Here is a 19,736-nt window from a genome sequence, read left to right on the forward strand (position 1 = left end):
ATGGCGTAACGGTTTCGTACCCCGTTCCGGCCAACCCCCGAAGACGGTTACGCGGGTCGGGCGGATGCCGCGGCTCGCGCAGCCGCGGGCAGCGCGTCCACGATGCGCCCGATCGCCGCGTCGTCGTGTGCGGCCGTGACGAACCAGGCCTCGTACACCGACGGCGGCAGCGAGACGCCCGCGTCGAGCATCGCGTGGACGAAGGGCGCGTACCGCCAGCCCTCCTGCCGCTGCACGCCCGCATAGTCGGTGACGCCGGATGCCACGCCGTCACCGAACACGAAGCTGAAGAGATTGCCGGCCCGCTGCACGGCATGCGCGACGCCCTCGGCCGCGAGCGCGTCGGACACCGCCGAGCTGATCGTCGCGGCGGTGGTGTCGAGGTGCGCGTACACCGCGGCATCCGCTGCCCTGAGCGTCGCGACGCCCGCGGCGACCGCCACCGGGTTCCCCGAGAGGGTGCCGGCCTGGTACACGGGACCGACGGGCGCGAGCTGCTGCATGATGTCGGCGCGACCGCCGAGCGCGGCCACGGGCATGCCGCCGCCGATGACCTTGCCGAACGTCAGCAGGTCGGGCGTGTACTCGCCGTCGGTGCCGCGTTCGACGCCCCACCATCCGGCCTCCGAGACGCGGAAGCCCGTGAGCACCTCGTCGGAGATCACGAGCGCGCCGTGCGCGTGCACGAGGTCGACGAGCGCGCGGTTGAAGCCGGGCAGCGGCGGAACGACGCCCATGTTCGCCGCGGCGGCCTCGACGATCACGGCCGCAATGCGCTCGCCGTGCTCGGCGAACGCGGCGCGCACCGCGTCGAGGTCGTTGTACGGCAGCACGAGGGTGAGCGCCGCGATGTCGGCGGGCACGCCGGCCGACCCCGGGAGCGCGAACGTCGCGAGCCCCGAGCCCGCCTCGGCGAGCAGGCCGTCGGAGTGGCCGTGGTAGTGGCCGGCGAACTTCACGAGCAGGTCGCGGCCGGTGAAGCCGCGCGCGAGGCGGATGGCGCTCATGGTCGCCTCCGTGCCGGTCGACACGAGGCGGAGCTGTTCGACCGGCGCGACGCGCTGCTCGACGAGCTCGGCGAGCTCGGTCTCGGCGGGCGTCGACGAGCCGAACGAGAGGCCGCGGCGCGCGGCATCCGTCACCGCCTCGATGACGCGCGGGTCGGCGTGGCCGAGGATCGCGGGACCCCAGCCGGCGACGAGGTCGACGTACTCGCGACCTTCGGCGTCGGTGACGTACGGGCCGCGCGCGGACACGAGGAATCTCGGCGTGCCGCCCACCGAGCGGAACGCGCGCACGGGCGAGTTCACGCCGCCCGGGATCGCGGCCTGCGCGCGGGCGAACAGGTCGGCGTTGGTAACCGGTGATCGAGTAGGCAGCGAAGCAGCCGTATCGAGATCCGTCATCAGTCGATCCCCTCCCGGATCCAGCCGGCGAGCTCGGTCGCCCAGTACGTGAGCACCGCGTCGGCGCCCGCGCGGCGGATGCCCCGCACGGACTCGATCACGGCGCGCCTGCGATCGATCCAGCCGTGCGCGGCGGCGGCCTCGACCATCGAGTACTCGCCCGACACCTGATAGGCCCAGACCGGCACCTCGGATGCCGCGGCGACGTCGGCGAGCACGTCGAGGTAGCTGCCCGCCGGCTTCACCATGACGACGTCGGCGCCCTCCTCGATGTCGATCATCGCCTCTCGGAGGCCCTCGCGGCGGTTGCCCGGATCGAGCTGGTAGGTGCGGCGATCGCCCTCGAGCGTCGACTCGACGGCGTCGCGGAACGGCCCGTAGTAGGCCGACGCGTACTTCGCCGAGTAGGCGAGGATCGCGACATCCGTGCGCCCCTGGTCGTCGAGCGCCTCGCGCACGGCGGCGACCTGGCCGTCCATCATGCCCGAGAGGCCGAGCACCTGGGAGCCGGCGCGGGCCTGCTCGAGGCCCATCGCCTGGTAGCGCTCGAGCGTGGCGTCGTTGTCGACGCGGCCGTGCTCGTCGAGCACGCCGCAGTGCCCGTGGTCGGTGAACTCGTCGAGGCACAGGTCGGTCTGCACGACGAGCCGGCCCGCGGATGCCTCGACGGCCACGCGCGTGGCCACGTTGAGGATCCCGTCGGGATCGGTCGCGCCCGACCCGCGTGCGTCGCGCACCTCGGGCACGCCGAACAGCATCACGCCGCCGACGCCGGCCGCCGCGGCCTCGTCGATCGCGTCGGGCAGGCTCTCGAGCGAGTGCTGCACCACGCCCGGCATCGACGCGATCGGCATCGGCGCGGCGACGCCCTCGCGCACGAACAGCGGCAGCACGAGCTCGGCCGGGTGCAGGCGCGTCTCCGACACGAGTCGCCGCAGCGCGGGGGTCTCGCGGAGGCGGCGCGGACGGACGCGGGGAAGGGGCGTGGAAGTCACCCGAACAGCCTACGTCGCGGCGGCTGGGCGCTCGCCCGGCGGGAATCGGGCGGCGTCAGGCGCGGGCGGTGGCCGCCTCGACGAGCGCGTCGATGAGCGACTCGGCGCTGCGCTCGCGGGCGATGACGTCGACGCGGAGGCCGATCTGCGCGGCATCCCGCTGCGTCTGCGGCCCGATGGCCGCGACGAGGATCGACTCGGGGATGGGGCCGAGCTGCTGCTGCACCTGCTCGGCGACGCTGCCCGACGTGACGAGCACGGCGTGCACGTTGCCGGCGCGCACGTCGTCGACGACCTTCGCCGCGACCGGCACGCCGACCGTGCGGTAGGCGACGACGGCCTCGACGTGGTGGCCGATGCGTGCGAGGCCGATCGAGAGCACCTGCTTCGCGATCGCCGAGCGCAGCGCGAGGACGCGCAGGCCCTTCTGGCCCTCGGTGGCCGCCTCCCACTCCTCGAGCAGGCCGCGAGCGGAGTTCTCTTCGGACGGGACGATGTCGGCGTGGTAGCCGGCCGCGACGAGGGCGGCCGCGGTGGTCTCGCCGACCGCGGCGACCTTCGTCGAGGCCGGAATGACCGCGCCGTACGACGCGAGCACGTCGACCGTGGTGGCGCTCGTCACGGTGACCCAGTCGAACCCGCCGGCGGCGAGCTTCGCGAGGGCCGCCTCGAGCGCGGGCTGGTCGTCGGTGGGCGCGAAGTTGATCATGGGCGCGACGATCGGCGTCGCGCCGCGCGCGCGCAGCGCAGCGGCCACGCCATCGCCCCAGGGGCCGCCCCTGGGCACGAGCACGCGCCATCCGGCGAGCGGCTTGCCGTCGTGGAACGGCAGTCCGATCGCGCCGGTCCATTCGAATTCGCTCACGGCGACTCCTCACGAGGTGCAAGATCGGCGGCGCCGTTGCCGAGGAGTTCTGCGACGACGCGATCGGCGACGTCACGGGCCGCGCCCGCCAGATCGGCGGCCGAGCGGCTGTCGGGGGTGGCGGCATGCGAGCTGGTCAGCTGCCGCGTCCCGTCGGCACTGTACACGCTCGCGGACAGGAACAGAAGTTCGTCCTCGATGAACGCGCTTGCACCCACGGGGGCCGAGCAACCGGCCTCGAGGCCCGCGAGCACGAGGCGCTCGGCGAGCACCGTGGCACGCGTCGTGGCGTGGTCGACGGCCTCGAGCGCGCGCTCGAGCGCGCGGTCGCCGCGCTCCCGGCGCACCTCGATCGCGAGTGCGCCCTGGCCCGGTGCCGTGGGCCACGTGGCGAGCGGGAGCAGCTCCGTCGCGGCATCCGATCGCCCGAGTCGGCCGAGGCCCGCTGCCGCGAGCAGCACGGCGTCGAGCTCGCCCGACGCGACCTTGCCGAGGCGGGTGTCGACGTTGCCGCGGATGTCGACGGCGACGACGTCGGGGCGCGCGGCGGCGAGCTGCGCGATGCGGCGCGGCGACCCGGTTCCGACGCGGGCGCCCTCGGGCAGGTCGGCGAGCACGAGGCCGTCGCGGGCGCAGAGCGCATCGCGGGCGTCGGCGCGCTTCGGAATCGCTCCGATGCGCAGGCCCGGGTGGTCGGCCGTGGGCAGGTCCTTCAGGGAGTGCACGACCACGTCGACCTCGCCGCGCAGCAGCGCCTCGCGCAGGGCCGCGGCGAACACGCCCGTGCCGCCGAGCGACGCCAGCGACGCGCGCGAGGTGTCGCCCTCGGTGGTCACCGGCACGAGCTCGATGTCGGCCTTGGCGGCCTTCGCGATGCGCTCGGCGATCTGCGTCGTCTGCGCCATGGCGAGCGCGCTCGCCCGGGTGCCGACGCGGATGACGTTCGACCCGGTCACGGCGCGATCCCCGCCAGCGCCGGGCGGAACCCGAGGCGCACGTTCTCGCAGCATCCGGGGCGGCACACGTCGTACCAGGGACCGAGCTCGGTCACGGCCGGACGGTCGGCGACGGGCGTGCCCTGCACGCGCTCGAGCACGAGGTCGACGAGCCCGGCGACGTACGCCGAGTGGGTGCCCGGCGTCGGCACGCGCACGGCGGCGAGGCCCTGCTCCTGCGCGGTCTCGAGCGCCTCGTTGTCGAGGTCCCAGAGCACCTCCATGTGATCGCTCACGAACCCGAGCGGCACGATCACGACGGCCTTGCGACCCGCGGCCGGCAGCTCCTCGATGGCGTCGTTGATGTCGGGCTCGAGCCACGGCATCGACGGCGGACCCGAGCGCGACTGGTAGACGAGCTGCCACGGCACGTCGGACGCGCCGGCCTCGCGCATGACCACCTCGGCCACGGCGCGGTGCTGGGCCGCGTAGGCGCCGCCCTCGCCGAACCCGCGCTCGGCGGGGCCCGACTTCGCGGCATCCGTCGACGGGATGGAATGCGTCGCGAACAGCACCTCGATCTCGGTCGTGCGGTCGAGGCCCGGGTGGTCGGCCACGAGGCCGGCGATGCCGTCGCGCACGCCCTCGATGAACGGCTGCACGAAGCCCGGGTGGTCGAAGAACTGGCGCACCTTGTCGATCTGGATCTCGTCGCCCGTGCCGGTGTCGGCGAGCGCGTCGGCGAAGTCCTCGCGGTACTGGCGGCAGCTCGAGTACGAGCTGTAGGCGCTCGTCGCGATCCCGATGAGCTTCGTGAAGCCGCGTTCCTTCGCCTCGGCGAGCGCGTCGTTGAGGTAGGGGTCCCAGTTGCGGTTGCCCCAGATCACGGGAAGGTCGACGCCGCGCCGCGCGAGCTCGGCCTCGAGTCCGGCCTTCAGCCGCCGGTTCTGCTCGTTGATCGGGCTGACGCCGCCGAAGTGGCGGTAGTGGTGCGCCACCTCTTCGAGCCGCTCGTCGGGGATGCCGCGACCGCTCGTGACGTTGCGCAGGAACGGGATGACGTCGTCCTGGCCCTCGGGCCCGCCGAAGCCGGCGAGGAGGATCGCGTCGTAGGCGACGGGTTCCGTCACGTGCTCGGGGCCGGACTGCGCGGCGGGCGTGGCTCCGGGCACGATCGCTCCGGGCGCACAGGGCGCGGATGCCGCGGGGGCGGGCTTGCGACCGCGATGCGCGGTGCCCGGGGCATCCGCCGCGCCCGTGGAGCCGAGGTTCGCCGCCGCCATTACTGCAGCACCTCGACGAGCTCGGCCGTGGAGACGCGACGGCCCGTGTAGAACGGGACCTCCTCGCGCACGTGGCGGCGCGCGTCGGTGGCCCGCAGGTCGCGCATGAGGTCGACGAGGTCGGTGAGCTCGTCGGACTCGAGCGGCAGGAGCCACTCGTAGTCGCCGAGCGAGAACGACGCGACCGTGTTGGCGATGACGCCCGTGAACGCGGCGCCCTTGCGGCCGTGCTCTGCGAGCATGCGCCCGCGCTCCTCGGGCGCCAGCAGGTACCACTCGTAGCTGCGCACGAACGGGTACACCGTGAGCCACTGCTTCGGCTCGAGGCCGCGCAGGAAGCCGGGCACGTGCGCCTTGTTGAACTCGGCGTCGCGGTGCACGCCCATGGCGTTCCACGTCGGCAGCAGGGCGCGGAACAGGCGCGCACGGCGCAGCTCGCGGATGGCCCACTGCAGGCCCTCGGCAGTGGGGCCGTGCAGCCACAGCATCACGTCGGCGTCGGCGCGGAGGCCCGACACGTCGTAGATGCCGCGCAGGGTGACGCCCTCGTCCTCGACGAGGGCGATGACCCCGTCGAGCTCCTCGACGAAGCGAGGAACGTCGTGGCCGTCGAGGTCGTCGGGTCGTGCAGGGTCCTTGCGGAGCACGACGAACACCGTGTAGCCCTCGGGAGACTGCTCGGCGTCGGAATCGGTCTGGAGCGCGTCGGCTGCCGCTTCGGCAGCGGGGGAAGACATGCCTCCAGTCTCCCCCTTCCTGCCCCATCGGCCAAAAAGGGGTCAGGTGCCGAGCTCCTCGAGCGCGGCGGCGATCCGGTCGGCCACATCGGATGCCGCGACGACGTGCTCGGCGTCCGTCACGACGCCGACCCAGAGGCGCCCGTCGTACGACGCGGCGGTGACGCCGATGCGCACGTTCCCCGCGAGCGGGGCGAGCGGCAGCAGTTCGACGAGCGGAGAGCCCGCGAGCGACAGCCGCCTGCTCGGTCCGGGGACGTTCGACACGACCGCGGCGATGAGCCGCTGGTGCCGCGCGAACGCGTCGAACCCCCGGGCGGCGGCCGGCGAGCGGATGACGGTGCCCGACGCCCGGGCGGCGGGCTTCGCCGCCCGCGTCGTGCGCGAGATCCGCTCGACGGCGTCGCGCAGGCTGTCCCCGAGCGGAACGGGCACGAGCATGACGCCGACCGCGTTGAGCTGTCCGTCGCGCGAGGCCAGGCGCACGGGCTGCGACACGGTGACCGTCGGGGGCACCCGCTCGCCTCCGGCGCGCATCGCATGCGCCAGCCCCCGTCCGACCGCGGCGAGGAACGCGTCGCCGATCGTGCCGCCGGCAGCGTGCGCCGCGTGGTGCAGTCGGCCCAGGTCGACGGATGCCCCGGCCGCATCCCGTCGCGGTCCGAGCGGGCCGAGCAGCACCCGCGAGCGGATCCACGGGCGCGCGAACTGCCGGATGCGGTAGGCGAGCACGGCGGCTCGGGACGGCGTGACTGGCGGTCGCGCCGCCGGCCTGCCGGACGGGCCCGCCGCCGGACTCGCGGGCACGGCCGCCGGACGACGCTCGACCTCGGACGGGTCGAGGAGCCCCTCCACGAGCGCGACGGCGTGCGCGCCATCGGCGATGACATGGTGGAACCGCACGACGATGCCGCACCCGGCGGGGCGGGCGCCGGGCACCAGCACGATCTCCCACAGCGGTCGATCGGACGGCAGCGGGCGCATCAGGAGGCGGGCGCACACCGCCTCGAAGCCGCGGTCTCCCGCGCCGGGGTCCTCGACCAGCACGTGCGCGGCGAGGTCGGGCTCCTGCGGCTCCCACCACCACGCGCCCTCGCGGCGCACGGCACGCTGTGCGAGCACGGGGATCGCCCCGATCCGGCGAGCCAGCAGGCGACGGATCGCCGCGGCATCCGGTCGCCCGGCCGCGTCGACGTGCTCCCCCGGCCCGAGGACGCCCGCCAGCGTGATGAGGTACGGCTGACCGCCGTGCACGCTGATGCCCAGCGTCGCCGCGTCGATCGGCGAGATGCGCGCCGCCTCCTCGCTCCCCACGCGCCGGAGCCTACTCCGGCGGTACCGGGCCCGCCGCTGCCCCACTTGTGCGTCCGTCGCGCCACTCGTGCCGGCGCAGACCGCGCCGAAGTGGCGCAGCGGATGCCGCGGCCGCCGTCAGTGCACGAGCCGCGTGAAGCGGAACATCGCGAAGTCCTCGATCGGCAGCTCCTCGATGCGCGAGAACCCGGCCTCCGTCGCGTACCGCTCGAGCGTCGACTGCCGCATGACCGTGCCCGTGCCGACCGAGCCCGGCGTCGCGAGGCTGTCGGGCAGGCAGATCAGGATGCTGTAGCCGTACATGAGCCGCTCGACGTCGTCGCCGCCGGGGGCGAACCCGGGTGCCACCGCCTCGTCCATGATCACGATGGCGCCGTCGTCGCGCACCGCCCGCCGCATCGCATCGAGCACCTCGACGGGCCGCGGCATGTCGTGCAGCGCCTCGAACACGAACGCCGCGTCGAACGCACCCGGTTCGGCCAGCTCCTCGCCGCCCGCCAGGCGGAACTCCGCCCGGTCGGCGAGGCCGGCGGCCTCGGCGTTCTCGCGGGCGGCCGCGATCGAGGGCTCGTCCACGTCGATGCCGACGACCCGCGCCGACGGGTACGCCCGCGCGAGCGCCAGCGTCGACCAGCCGTGCCCGCAGCCGACGTCGGCGATGCGCGCGCCGGGGCGCGACAGCACGGCGTCGAGCTCCTGGACCGAGGCGACGGCGTCGCCGAGGCGCCGCTCGAACCACGGCCGGTTGACGTCGCCCTGCGACTCGCGGGCGTCGTCGCCGAACTGGTCCCACGAGACGCCGCCGCCGCCGCGGTACGCCTCCACGAGCGAGGCGGCGCGCATCGCGGCCGCCGTGATCATGCGCGCGACGGGGGCCATGTAGTCGAGCGACGCGGCGTCGGCGAGCACCTCGGCGTGCGCTGCGGGCAGCGCGAAGCGGCGGTCGGACGCGGGGGCCGCGGCATCCGCCTCGTCGACGGTGAGGATGCCGCTCACGGCCTGCTGCTCGAGCCATTCGCGGGCGTACCGCTCGACGGTGCCGGTGCGCGCGGCGAGCTCGGCCGACGACAGCGGGCCCGACTCGGCGAGTGCGCGGTACCAGCCGAGCCGATCGCCGAGGTGGATGCTGAGCAGCTCGATCGCACCGAGCACCGAGCCGAAGACCCGGTCGGCGAACGCCGCGGTCGTGCCGCCGGAGGGCCCGGTTCCGTCGAGCGCGCCGCCGGGCGCGGCCTCGGGTGCCGTTGCGGAATCCGTCATGTCGATCTCCTTCGATCGGGGCCGCCCAGGTGCGGCCTCACTCCCCCACGAGCAGGCGCGTGGAGTGCTCGAGGTGCCGGCGCAGCGCCTCGGGTCCCTCGGCCTGCACCGCGTCGAGCAGCTCGCGGTGCTCGGCCACGAGCGACTCGAGCGTGTAGTGCGGTCGCACGTGCAGCAGGAACAGCAGCAACTCGCTGCCGAGTGCGGCGTGCGCTTCGATGATGCGCGGGCTCCCGGATGCCGCGACGAGCGCATGGTGGAACTCCGCGTGCACCCGCTCGGCCTCGAGCCAGTCGGCGGATGCCGCGAGTCGATCGAGCGCGTCGCGGGCGGGTGCCAGCGCGGCATCGGGCCACTCGTGCCCGTGGCGATGCCGCGCGATGCGCACGGCCTCGACCTCGAGTGCGGCCCGGAGCTGCTGCAGCGCGACGATCGTCTCGCGGTCGAAGCTCGCCACCCGCACCCCGCGGTACGGCAGCGCGACGGCGAGCCGCTCGGCCACGAGCCGCTGGAACGCGGCGCGTACGGTGTGCCGCGAGACGCCGTAGCGGGCGGCGGCGGCCTCTTCGCGGAGCGGCGCGTCGGCCGCGAGCTCGCCGCTCAGGATCTCGGCGCGCACCTCATCGGCCACGCGCTCGACCGCGGTCGGCGCGGGGTGCACGGCCTCAGCGCCCGTGGCGTCGAGCGGCGACATCGCGGCATCCGCTCGCCGGGGTCACGTGTCGGAGACGACGGCGCGCACGATCAGCCAGACCGTCACGCCGACGACCGCTGCGACGGTCACGCCCGTGGCGATCGCCGCACCCGGCTGCTCCTTCGCGAAGCGACGGAACTCGACCTTCGCCCGCTGGGTCTTGATGCGCACCTGCTTGGGCACGTTCAGCTTGTCTTCGAGGGCGTCGAGCGTGCCCGCGAACTCCTTGCGCGCGCGCTCGGAGTTGGCCCGCGCCTCGAGGCGCGTGAGGTTGCGCTGGCGCGTCTTGGCGTCGCGCCCCCTGACCTTGCCGGCGTCAGTCGCGGTCATACTCGCCCGTTCCCTTCACCACGTCGAGGTCCTTGCGCAGGCTCTCGATGGACTCGAGCGGCTCGCTGCCGCGCTTGAAGTTGACGACGCCGATCCACACGAGGATCGCGATGATCAGAACCAGGATGCCCGAGACCGTCAGCGCCGCGGCCCAGCCCGGCATCACGAGCGCGAGGGCGAAGATCGCGGCGACGATGAGCGTGAAGAGCAGGAAGATCCCGACGACCGCCGCGCCGGCGAAAAGGCCCGAGCCGATGCCGAAGTGCTTGAGCTTGTAGCTGATCTCGGCCTTGATCTGGTCGAGCTCGGCACGGACGAGGTCGGACACCCGGTCGGGCAGCTCGCCGACGAGGGTGAACAGCGAACGATCGTCATTCGACGGTGCTGGCATGGTCGCCTCCGGGGGTCAGGAGCCGGACGTGGTCGACCCGCGCGACGATGAGCCGCCCTTCCCGGTCGACTTCGAGCTCGACGAGCTCGACTTCGAGGAGCCCGACGCCGCGGACTTCGACGCCACGTCGGCGGCGCCGTCGACGGCGTCCTCGAGCTTGGACGCGGCGTCGTCGACCGCCGAGCGGGCGGCGGTGGCGGCCTTCGAGATGTTCGCCTTCGCGCTGCGCGCCGCGCGGTTCACGTCGGCCTTCGTGGCGCCCGAGCTCTTCGTGGCGTTGCCGATGAGGCCCTTGACGTTGTCGAGCACCGTGTCGCTGAGATCGCCGACGCGGCTCATCGCGAACTCCTTCGCGGTGCCGACGCCCTGCTGCACCGCCGGCGTGTTCCAGACGTTCTCGGCCGCGCGCTTGATCTGCTCGTAGCGCTCACGGCCGGCGCGCGTGCCGAGCACGTAGCCGACGCCGAGCCCGACGACGAAGAGGATCTTGCCCTTCATGTGCACCCCATCTCCCCCTGTGGCCGGCCGGTGGATGACCACAGCGACCCCTCCAGCGTAGACCCCGTGCGAAGTGGCGCAAGGGGGTTGCGGAGAAAGTATGCCGTTGCGGCTATGCGTCGTCGGCCGGGGCGTCGGTCGACGCGCCGGGGCCCGTGCCGGGCACGTCGTCGGGGCTCACGGCGAGGTGGCGGATGCGGTGTGCCGCTTCGAGCGCGTGCGGGACCACCGATGCCAGCCCCGTGCCCGCGACCCACGAGCCGGTCGCCTCGATGCCGGGCTCGGCGGCGAGCACGTCCTCAAGCGCCCGCACCCGGTCGCGCTGCCCGATCGTCGCCTGCGAGAGCGCGTCGCGCCAGGCGCTTCGGCCGGAGGCGCGGAGCATCGAGCCGTCGAGCGGCGTGCCGAGCAGTGCGCTGGCGTCGGCGAGTGCGAGCGCCGCGACCTCGTCGTCGGTGCGGCCGTCGAGGGGGTTCGACTCGCCCGCGCGCCCGTAGGAGAGGCGCACGACGTGCCGGCCGCCGGCGAGCTCCGCGAGCCACGACCACTTCGCGGTCGAGTGCGTGAGCGCCTTCGCGGTCACGCCGGGGGTGCCGGCGGCGACGAGCACGCCGGTTCCGCGCGGAGCGGCGTCGAGCGCGGGCGCGTCGAGCACGAGCGTCACGAGCTCGACGGATGCCGCACTCGGCCAGTCCGCGGCATCCGACCAGCCGAGCGCCGCCTCGTCGAGCAACCGGCGCGAGGCGTCGGCGGGGGCCGCGAGGATCACGTAGGGAGCCTCGAACCCGAGTTCGCGCGGCTCGTCGTCGGCGGGCTCGCCCGCGACCAGGGCCTCCCCGGTCGCCGGGGGCTCGGCGGGTGCGGCGACCCGGGTCGCGCTCACGCGCCATCCGCTCGCGGGCGCGCCCGCGCCGTCCTGCGCCGGCCGAGCGTCCGCCTCGGCACGCCGGCCGAGCCGTTCGAGGTTCGTCGCCTCCGTGCCGGTGAGCACCTCGACGCCGAAGCGCTCGAGCTGCACGGCGAGCACGTCGACGAGCGTGTGCATCCCGCCGCGGAGGCCCTGCACGGCGCCGCCGGCGCGGCGCTCCTCGACGAGTTGGCCGACGCCGCCCGACAGCGAGCCGGTGCGCGTCATCGCCTCGTTGAGGCCGGGCGCGACGACGTCCAGGTCGAGATCGTCGGGGTTCGTCGAGTACACCCCCGCCGAGATCGGGGTGACGAGCCGCTCGAGCACGGCGTCGCCCATGCGGCTGCGGACGAGCTTCCCGAGGCTGTGCGCACGTCCGATGGTGAGGATCGGCATGAGGCGGTCGGCATACGCGCGCCAGGCGCCGCGCCAGCCGATGATGCGGCGCACGTCGTCGCCGAGCGGGTTGGCGGGGATGCCGAGCATGCCGGTGCGCGGCAGCGGCGCGGCGTCGAGGCGGCGGCCCGATCCGGGCCAGACGAGCCAGGCGCCGGCGGCGTTCGGCGACTCGACCGCGTCGGCGAGTCCGAGCGCGTCGACGAGCTCGGCGACCGTGCCGCCGCGGGTCGCGAACGACTCGGCGCCGCTGTCGAGCAGGAGCCCGTCGAGCTCGATGCGGCCGACGCATCCGCCGATCGACTCGCGCCGCTCGAGCACGGTGACGCGCAGGCCGACCTTCGCGCACTCGAGCGCGGCGACGAGGCCGGCGACGCCGCCGCCGACGACGATGACGTCGGTGCGGTGGGCGTCGGTCATGCGCCCGCCTCGTGCACGAGCTCGACGACGCGGGTGAGCACCGTGGGGTCGGTCTCGGGCGGCACCCCGTGGCCGAGGTTGAAGACGTGCGCGGGCGCGACCCGGCCTCGGGCGAGCATGTCGCGCACAGCGGCCTCGAGCACGGGCCACGGCGCGGCGAGCAGCGCCGGGTCGAGGTTGCCCTGCAGCGGCACGTCGGCGCCGACGCGCCGCGACGCGACGTCGAGCGGCACGCGGTAGTCCACGCCCACGGTGTCGACCCCGATGCCGTGCATGGCGGCGAGCAGCTCGCCGGTGCCGACGCCGAAGTGCACGACGGGCACGGCCCGGGTCATGGCGGCGCCCGCGGCATCCGCGGTCTCGTACTCGAGGTCGTGCACGTGGGCGAGGGCCTTCGCCGACGCGGGCGCCACGTGGGTCTCGTAGTCGGCGAGCGAGAGCGCGCCCGCCCAGGAGTCGAAGAGCTGCGCGGCGGAGGCGCCGGCGAGCACCTGGGTCCGCAGGAAGCGGCCGGTGAGCTCGGCCGTCCAGTCCATGAGGGCCCGCCACGCGCCCGGGTCGGCGTGCATGAGCGTGCGGGCGGCAAGGTGGTCCTTCGAGGGGCCGCCCTCGGCGAGGTACGCGGCGAGCGTGAACGGCGCGCCCGCGAAGCCGATGAGCGGGGTCGCGGTGCCCGATCCGTTGTCGGTGCGATTCAGCTCCGCGACCGTGCGCGCGACGGCCTCGGTGATGGGGCCGGATGCCTCGTCGAGGCGGGCGGGGTCGACAGCCGTCAGCTCGGCGACGCCCGCGGCATCCTCGTACCCCCGGCCGAAGACCGGACCGCGACCGGGCTGGATCTCGACGTCGACGCCGACGAGCTTCAGGGGCACGACGATGTCGCTGAAGAAGATGCCAGCGTCGACCTTGTGGCGACGTACGGGCTGCAGCGTGATCTCGCTTGCCATCGCCGGGTCGAGGCACGCGTCGAGCATCCGCGTGCCGACGCGCAGGTCGCGGTACTCGGGCAGCGAGCGCCCCGCCTGGCGCATGAACCACACGGGCGTCGTGTCGCTGCGCTCCCCTCGATAGGCGCGCACGAGGCGCGAATCGCCCGTGAGGCCGGCGGACAGGGGATGCTGGGGCGAGAGGATCACGCGTGACATTGTCGCGTATCGGGCTGGGCGTGCCGCCCGCCAGTCGCTCGGGGTGTGCTCCGCCGGGCCCGGCTGGGAGGATCGAGCATGGCCCGCGAACCACGGATGCTGCAGCCGCCCATCGAGCTCCCCGCCGACGCCGCGCTCCCACCCGGCACCGTGCTGCGCCGGCCGCGCGTCGCCGACCACCCGGCCGTCGTCGACGCGATCCCCGAGTGGTGGGGCATGCCCGGCACGCCCTTGCCGTTGCTCCTGCCGCCGCTGTTCTTCCAGCACTTCAGCGACACGAGCCTGCTCGGCACGGATGCCGCGGGGCTCGCCGCGTTCCTCATCGGATTCCGCTCGCACGCGCAGCCCCGTGTCGCGTACATCCACTTCGTCGGCGTGCGTCCCGACCTGCGGGGGCACGGCCTGGCGCGGACCCTCTACGAGGTGTTCTTCGCGGAGTCGCGCGCGGCCGGATGCCACCGCGTCGACGCGATCACGGGCGTGCCGAACCGCCGCTCGCAGGCGTTCCACGCGGCGCTCGGGTTCGCGGCATCCGGCGACACCGACTTCGACGGCGTGCGGGCGTGGCGCGACTACGACGGCCCCGGCGAGCACCGGGTCGCGTTCTCGAAGGAGCTCTGAACCTCCGAAGTCCTCGCCGGTCGACCGGGCGGCCCGCCGCCCCGGCGCATCCGGGCGACGACGCTGAGGCTTCCTCGCGGACTACGGAATCACGCGTCGATCGGCGCGATGACACGCGATTCCCCCCTGTTGCGTGAGAGCGCTCGCACGATACAGTCGATGACGTCGTGTCTCCCCGCACGACGACGTGCCAGCGCTGGCGCGCCTCCGCCCCCGACGGAGAAGAAGAACGACGTGTCCCCGATCGTTTCGAACACCAGGTCCATCATTCGCCGTGCCGACCCGACGCGGCGAAGGCACCCGGCTCCGCGGGGCGGAGGGGGCCGATGAATCCCGCCGCCCATCGCGTCAGCCTCACCGTCCTCGTCGCGCTCGCCGCCGTTGCAGTGGTCGCCGGCATCATGGCGGGCAGCCCGATGCTCGAGCGGTACCTGCCGAGCATGCCGGCCGTTCCCACCACGCAGGTCGCGACGGTCTTCGTCGGGGTCGGCGTGATCGTGTTCGTCGTCTGGGCGATCGCCCGGCTCGGCCGCTCGGCCCGCGCCCGTTCCCGTGGCGCCGCCCTCGCGTCGTCGGTTCGCGGAGAGCTCAGCTGCGGCATCCGGAGCCGGCTGCTCGAGCAGCGCATGAACGAGCTGCTGCCCGACGAGCGCGTGCGCCTCGGCGCACGCTACTCGATCGTGGTCGACGAGCTCGGCATCGCCTTCTTCAACGGCGGTCGCCGCCCGCGCAGGGCCGCGCACTTCCCGTGGCGCGAGGTGCGCACGATCCGCGCCGACTCGATGGTCGTCGGCGACGCGAAGGTGCCCGTCGCCGTGCTGCGCATCCGCCACCACGGCCACAGCGTCGAGCTGCCGATCATCCTGTCGGCCGGCAGGGTGGGCCGGTACGCGCTCGCCGACGCGCCGTTCTACGCGACCGTCCGGAGCTGGAAGGCCATGCACCGGGCGGCCCTCGCGGCCGAGGGCCTCGAGCTCCCGCCGCTCACGGCGCCGATCCCGATCATCACGCCCGCGATGCAGGCCGCCGCGGCCGCCGGCCGCCGCTGAGGAGTCCTCGGCTCCTGAGTCGCCCGGCGTCCACTCGATTCGAAGCGCCGTTCGACGGCGGGTAGAATCCCTTCGTGCTCATCTGCCTCACCGCGAGTCACAAGAACGCCGGGTTCGACATGCTCGAGCGTCTTTCGGCGAACGCGGAGCACGCCGCACCCCGCATCCTCGACGGGCACGATTCGCTCCAGGGGGCGGTCGTCGTCGCGACCTGCAACCGCTTCGAGGCGTACCTCGAGCTCGACACCCCCGAGGGCGCGTCGCCCGTCGCCGCGGTGCACGAGGCGATCCGCGCCGTGGGCTCGGTCGCCGGGCTCGAGGCCGAGGAGCTGCGCACCACGTTCGGCTTCGTGCACGGCAACGCCGTCGCGGGACACCTCTTCTCCGTGGCCTCCGGACTCGAGTCCGTCGTCGTCGGCGAGGGCGAGATCGCCGGGCAGGTGCGCCGCTCGCTCGAGCAGGCGCGCCACGAGGGCACCACGACGCCCGAGCTCGAGCGCCTGTTCCAGCGCGCCTCGCAGACCTCCCGCCGCGTGAAGAACGAGACCGGCATCGGCGGCGAGGGCCGCTCGCTCGTGCGCCTCGCCCTCGACCTCGCCGAGAGCCGCGTCTCCGACTGGGCGCAGACCCGGGTGCTGCTCGTCGGCACGGGCCGCTTCGCGGGCGCGTCGCTCGCTGCCCTGCGCGACCGCGGCGTCACCGACGTGCGCGTGCACTCCCCCTCGGGCCGCGGCGCGAGGTTCGCAGCGAACCACGGCATCGAGGCCGTGACGCGCGGCGCGTTCGCCACGGCGGCCGCCGACGCCGACATCATCGTGACCTGCACCACGGCCGAGCACCACGTCGTCGACCGCGCGCTCATCGCCGTCGGGCGCGAGGAGCTCGCGGCATCCGCCGGCACCGTCACGGCGCTGCCTGGCGTCGCGTCGCCCACCGGCCCCGCCTCGCCCGGCGAGCAGCGCCAGCTCGTGATCGACCTCGGGCTCCCCCGCAACGTCGCCCCCGACGTCGTCGAGCTGCCCGGCGTCGAACTGCTCGACCTCGAGACCATCAAGATCCACGCGCCGCTCGAGGAGCTCGGCGCCACGGATGCCGCGCGCGCGATCGTGAACCGCGACGCCCGCGCGTTCGGGGACATCGCCGAGGAGCGCGACCTCGCGCCGGCCGTCGTCGCCCTGCGCCGCCACGTGTTCGACCTCATGGACGCCGAGATCGAGCGGGCGAAGTCCCGCGGCGATGATGACGGGCGCACCGAGGCGGCGCTGCGCCACATGGCCGGGGTGCTGCTGCACACCCCCATGGTGCGCTCGCGCGAGCTCGCGCGAGCCGGCGAGCAGGCCGCGTGGATCGACGGGCTCGAGGCGCTCTTCGGCGTGAAGCCCGACGCGACCGCGCAGGCGGTGCGCGAGTCCTCGACGCCGTCGGTGGCGGGGTCGGGTTCGACCGATGCCGCGTCGACGGATGCCGCGGGGCGGGCCGAGCAGGCCGACGCCTCGTGACCGGGGCACCGTCCACCTCCGACCTGCTCCACGATCCCGGGCGCCCCGCCGCCGCGGCCGCCGACGGTCCGCCTGCGCTCCGCTTCCCCTTCGACGCCGCACCGCTGACCGAGCAGCCGCTTCGCACCGAACGCCTCGTACTCCGTCCGCTCGAGGCATCCGACGCGGCCGAGGTGTACGAGTACCAGCGCATCCCCGAGGTGCTCCGCTACCTCCCGTGGCCGATGCGCGAGCGGGCCGAGGCCTACGCGCACACCGCGCGGCGCGCGGCCGGCCGGGTGCTCGCCGCCGACGGCGACTTCGTCTTCTTCGCCGCGATCCTGCCGGGGTCGCCGGCCGACGATTCGGCGCCGGCCGCCCATGATCGCCTGATCGGCGACTTCATGATCCGCGTCTCGAGCGTCCAGCACGCGCAGCTCGAACTGGGCTGGGTGCTGCATCCCGACTTCCAAGGCCGCGGCTACGCGCGCGAGGCGGCCGCCGCCCTGCGCGACTTCGCGTTCGAGCACCTGAACCCGCACCGGGTGCAGGCCTTCCTCGACGCGCGGAACGCGGCATCCGCTTCGCTGTGCGAACGCCTCGGGATGCGTCGCGAGGCGAGCCTCCTCGAGGAGGAGTACAACGACGGCGAGTGGCAGGACACCGCCGTCTACGGGATCCTCCGCCGCGAGTGGGCGGCGCGCCGCGCGTAGGCGTCTTTGCGCGTGGCTCGCGATTCAGGCGGACGTGCGCTGCTCAGGCGGGAATCGCGGATCTCGGCTTGAATCGGGCGCGATCGCCGGCATCCCGAGCGAGATCCTCACGGCCACAGCGGCCGCGCGGGCGGCGCGGACTGCAGCAGGTCGGCCGGGATGCGCACGCTCGTCTCGCCGAGGCCGATGGCGCGCCACTGCAGCACGACGTCGAGGTCGCCCGCAACGGGTCCGCCGAGCCAGAACCACGCATTGACGGTGCCGTCGTACTGGTCGAGGCCGCCGCCGCCTCCCCCGCCCAGCACCGTCAGCGTCGGCGGGATGCGCTCGACGTCGGGCTGCCAGGCACGGCGCATGCCGATCGGCAGCACCCGCGCGCCGTCGGAGAGTCGCACGCCGATGTGCAGGTCGTCGGGCTCCGCGTCGTCGGACGGCGGCACCATGTGCCGCTCCTGGATCCAACGGTGCCATTCCCGCTCGGTCTCGCCCCGGCGCCGCCGTACCCACCGGATCCGGAACTCGGCGCCCTCGGGATACAGGCGGACCTCGCGCAACAGGAGCACCGTTGCGTCGTCGCGGTGCACGATCTCGTCCAGCACGACTCGGCCCGGGATCACGTGCTGCGGCGGCTGCAGCCACGGCGGGGTCTGGGGAACCTCGACCGTGCGCTCGGACTCGGAATCTTCGGGGCCGACGTCGAAGAAGCCGGCGGATGCCACGTGCATGATCGCGATGCTATCGGCCGCGGCCCCGCGGCCTCCGCGGCAGTCGACCTCGATCGGTGGAATCCCGATCGTGCGGTGGAATCCCACTGGATCGGGATTCCGCAGCGCAAACGGGATTCCGCTGCGAATCGGCAGCGTCGCGAGCGGCGTTACGCGCCGATCAGGCGCGCCGCGAGGTACCCCTCGAGCTCCGCGATCGGCACGCGGTCCTGGCCCATGGAGTCGCGCTCGCGCACCGTCACCGCGTTGTCGTCGAGCGAGTCGAAGTCGACCGTGACGCAGAACGGAGTGCCGATCTCGTCCTGGCGGCGGTAGCGACGGCCGATCGCGCCGGCGTCGTCGAAGTCGACGTTCCAGTGCTTGCGCAGCGAGGCGGCGATGTCGCGGGCCAGCGGCGAGAGGCGCTCGTTGCGGCTCAGCGGGAGCACGGCGGCCTTGACGGGCGCGAGGCGCGGGTCGAGGCGCAGCACGGTGCGGCTGTCGGTGCCGCCCTTCGCGTTCGGCACCTCCTCGACGTCGTACGCGTCGACGAGGAACGCCATGAGCGAGCGTGTCAGGCCCGCCGCGGGCTCGATGACGTAGGGGACCCAGCGCTCGTTCTTCGACTGGTCGAAGTACGAGAGGTCCTTGCCGGAGTGCTCGGTGTGCGTCGACAGGTCGAAGTCGGTGCGGTTGGCGACGCCCTCGAGCTCGCCCCAGTCGCCGCCCTGGAAGCCGAAGCGGTACTCGATGTCGATCGTGCGCTTCGAGTAATGCGAGAGCTTGTCCTTCGGGTGCTCGAAGAGCCGCAGGTTCTCGGGGTCGATGCCGAGGTCGATGTACCAGTTCCAGCGCTGGTCGACCCAGTACTGGAACCACTCGTCGTCGGTGCCGGGCTCGACGAAGAACTCCATCTCCATCTGCTCGAACTCGCGCGTGCGGAAGATGAAGTTGCCCGGCGTGATCTCGTTGCGGAACGACTTGCCGATCTGGCCGATGCCGAACGGCGGCTTGAGCCGCGACGCCTGCAGCACGTTCGCGAAGTTCGTGAAGATGCCCTGCGCGGTCTCGGGGCGCAGGTAGTGCAGGCCCGACTCGTCCTGCACGGGGCCGAGGAACGTCTGCAGCATCATGTTGAAGTCGCGCGGCGGCGTCCACTGACCGCGGGTGCCGCAGTTCGGGCACACGATGTCGGCCATGCCGTTCTCGGGGGTATGGCCCTTCTTCGCCTCGTAGTGCTCGAGGAGGTGGTCCTCGCGGAACCGCTTGTGGCAGTGCAGGCACTCGACGAGCGGGTCGGTGAAGACGCCGACGTGACCGGATGCCACCCACACCTGCTTGGGGAGGATGACGCTCGAGTCGAGGCCGACGACGTCGGCGCGGCTCGTGACCATCGTGCGCCACCACTGGCGCTTGATGTTCTCCTTCAGCTCGACGCCGAGGGGTCCGTAGTCCCACGCGGACCGGGAACCGCCGTAGATCTCGCCGGCCTGGAAGACGAAGCCCCGGTGCTGGGCGAGGGCGATGACGGACTCGAGACGGCTGGGTGCGGCCACGGTGGCTCCAATGGTGCGGGGATCGGGCGAATTGCCCGG

At 73.7% G+C, this 19,736-nt stretch carries 20 protein-coding genes; 4 read left to right on the forward strand and 16 right to left on the reverse strand.

Going from position 1 to position 19,736, the window contains the following annotated elements; genetic code table 11:
- Positions 1 to 47: 47 nt before the first annotated feature.
- From hemL to hemE, 14 genes are all read right to left on the reverse strand, one after another.
- Positions 48 to 1,406 carry a glutamate-1-semialdehyde 2,1-aminomutase gene (gene hemL, locus ACWEOH_RS07480; protein WP_452029645.1) on the reverse strand — a complete coding sequence of 453 codons (1,359 nt, stop codon included), beginning with the start codon at positions 1,404 to 1,406 and terminating at the stop codon, positions 48 to 50.
- The gene (gene hemB / locus ACWEOH_RS07485) at positions 1,406 to 2,401 is read right to left on the reverse strand and encodes a porphobilinogen synthase (RefSeq protein ID WP_452029647.1); all 996 of its coding nucleotides are present in this window, start codon (positions 2,399 to 2,401) and stop codon (positions 1,406 to 1,408) included. Before hemB ends, hemL begins: the two co-directional genes overlap by 1 nt.
- Positions 2,402 to 2,456: 55 nt before the next feature.
- Positions 2,457 to 3,266, reverse strand: coding sequence for a uroporphyrinogen-III synthase (locus tag ACWEOH_RS07490; RefSeq protein ID WP_452029649.1), 810 nt, complete (start codon positions 3,264 to 3,266; stop codon positions 2,457 to 2,459).
- Positions 3,263 to 4,222 (reverse strand): hydroxymethylbilane synthase, encoded by a 960-nt coding sequence (gene hemC, locus ACWEOH_RS07495; RefSeq protein WP_452029651.1) that lies wholly within the window; start codon positions 4,220 to 4,222, stop codon positions 3,263 to 3,265. The genes ACWEOH_RS07490 and hemC overlap by 4 nt, the downstream gene beginning before the upstream one ends.
- A complete protein-coding gene (locus ACWEOH_RS07500) occupies positions 4,219 to 5,484 on the reverse strand; it encodes a ferrochelatase (RefSeq protein WP_452029653.1) in 1,266 nt (421 codons plus the stop codon). The genes hemC and ACWEOH_RS07500 overlap by 4 nt, the downstream gene beginning before the upstream one ends.
- Positions 5,484 to 6,221: a hydrogen peroxide-dependent heme synthase gene (gene hemQ / locus ACWEOH_RS07505; protein ID WP_452029655.1), complete on the reverse strand. Its 738-nt coding sequence runs from the start codon at positions 6,219 to 6,221 to the stop codon at positions 5,484 to 5,486. The genes ACWEOH_RS07500 and hemQ overlap by 1 nt, the downstream gene beginning before the upstream one ends.
- A 42-nt stretch (positions 6,222 to 6,263) precedes the next feature.
- Positions 6,264 to 7,535, reverse strand: a complete 1,272-nt coding sequence (locus tag ACWEOH_RS07510; RefSeq protein WP_452029657.1) for a wax ester/triacylglycerol synthase domain-containing protein — start codon at positions 7,533 to 7,535, stop codon at positions 6,264 to 6,266.
- Positions 7,536 to 7,652: 117 nt separating this feature from the next.
- Positions 7,653 to 8,795, reverse strand: coding sequence for a class I SAM-dependent methyltransferase (locus tag ACWEOH_RS07515; RefSeq protein ID WP_452029659.1), 1,143 nt, complete (start codon positions 8,793 to 8,795; stop codon positions 7,653 to 7,655).
- Between the two features lie 37 nt (positions 8,796 to 8,832).
- Entirely contained in the window at positions 8,833 to 9,489 is a 657-nt protein-coding gene (locus tag ACWEOH_RS07520; RefSeq protein ID WP_452029661.1) for a GntR family transcriptional regulator, read from the reverse strand.
- Between the two features lie 21 nt (positions 9,490 to 9,510).
- A complete protein-coding gene (locus ACWEOH_RS07525; RefSeq protein ID WP_452029663.1) occupies positions 9,511 to 9,819 on the reverse strand; it encodes a hypothetical protein in 309 nt (102 codons plus the stop codon).
- Entirely contained in the window at positions 9,806 to 10,210 is a 405-nt protein-coding gene (locus tag ACWEOH_RS07530; RefSeq protein ID WP_452029665.1) for a phage holin family protein, read from the reverse strand. Before ACWEOH_RS07530 ends, ACWEOH_RS07525 begins: the two co-directional genes overlap by 14 nt.
- A 15-nt stretch (positions 10,211 to 10,225) precedes the next feature.
- Positions 10,226 to 10,708 carry a hypothetical protein gene (locus ACWEOH_RS07535; protein WP_452029667.1) on the reverse strand — a complete coding sequence of 161 codons (483 nt, stop codon included), beginning with the start codon at positions 10,706 to 10,708 and terminating at the stop codon, positions 10,226 to 10,228.
- Positions 10,709 to 10,820: 112 nt separating this feature from the next.
- The gene (locus ACWEOH_RS07540) at positions 10,821 to 12,431 is read right to left on the reverse strand and encodes a protoporphyrinogen/coproporphyrinogen oxidase (RefSeq protein ID WP_452029668.1); all 1,611 of its coding nucleotides are present in this window, start codon (positions 12,429 to 12,431) and stop codon (positions 10,821 to 10,823) included.
- Positions 12,428 to 13,576 (reverse strand): uroporphyrinogen decarboxylase, encoded by a 1,149-nt coding sequence (gene hemE, locus ACWEOH_RS07545; RefSeq protein WP_452029670.1) that lies wholly within the window; start codon positions 13,574 to 13,576, stop codon positions 12,428 to 12,430. Before hemE ends, ACWEOH_RS07540 begins: the two co-directional genes overlap by 4 nt.
- 78 nt (positions 13,577 to 13,654) lie before the next feature.
- On the opposite strand from hemE, the gene ACWEOH_RS07550 reads away from it, so the two are divergent.
- The 4 genes from ACWEOH_RS07550 (at position 13,655) to ACWEOH_RS07565 (ending at position 17,437) form a co-directional block, all read left to right on the forward strand.
- The gene (locus tag ACWEOH_RS07550) at positions 13,655 to 14,197 is read left to right on the forward strand and encodes an N-acetyltransferase family protein (RefSeq protein ID WP_452029672.1); all 543 of its coding nucleotides are present in this window, start codon (positions 13,655 to 13,657) and stop codon (positions 14,195 to 14,197) included.
- Between the two features lie 326 nt (positions 14,198 to 14,523).
- Complete coding sequence (locus ACWEOH_RS07555; protein ID WP_452029674.1) at positions 14,524 to 15,246, forward strand: hypothetical protein; 723 nt, start codon at positions 14,524 to 14,526, stop codon at positions 15,244 to 15,246.
- Between the two features lie 74 nt (positions 15,247 to 15,320).
- Positions 15,321 to 16,745: a glutamyl-tRNA reductase gene (locus ACWEOH_RS07560; RefSeq protein WP_452029676.1), complete on the forward strand. Its 1,425-nt coding sequence runs from the start codon at positions 15,321 to 15,323 to the stop codon at positions 16,743 to 16,745.
- Positions 16,742 to 17,437 carry a GNAT family N-acetyltransferase gene (locus tag ACWEOH_RS07565; RefSeq protein WP_452029678.1) on the forward strand — a complete coding sequence of 232 codons (696 nt, stop codon included), beginning with the start codon at positions 16,742 to 16,744 and terminating at the stop codon, positions 17,435 to 17,437. The genes ACWEOH_RS07560 and ACWEOH_RS07565 overlap by 4 nt, the downstream gene beginning before the upstream one ends.
- Positions 17,438 to 17,544: 107 nt before the next feature.
- Here the strand turns inward: ACWEOH_RS07565 and ACWEOH_RS07570 are convergent, their stop codons facing one another.
- Entirely contained in the window at positions 17,545 to 18,162 is a 618-nt protein-coding gene (locus ACWEOH_RS07570; protein WP_452029680.1) for a hypothetical protein, read from the reverse strand.
- A gap of 149 nt (positions 18,163 to 18,311) precedes the next feature.
- Entirely contained in the window at positions 18,312 to 19,697 is a 1,386-nt protein-coding gene (locus ACWEOH_RS07575; protein ID WP_452029682.1) for a glycine--tRNA ligase, read from the reverse strand.
- Positions 19,698 to 19,736: the final 39 nt, after the last annotated feature.

Source organism: Agromyces sp. NPDC004153 (genome assembly GCF_053603635.1).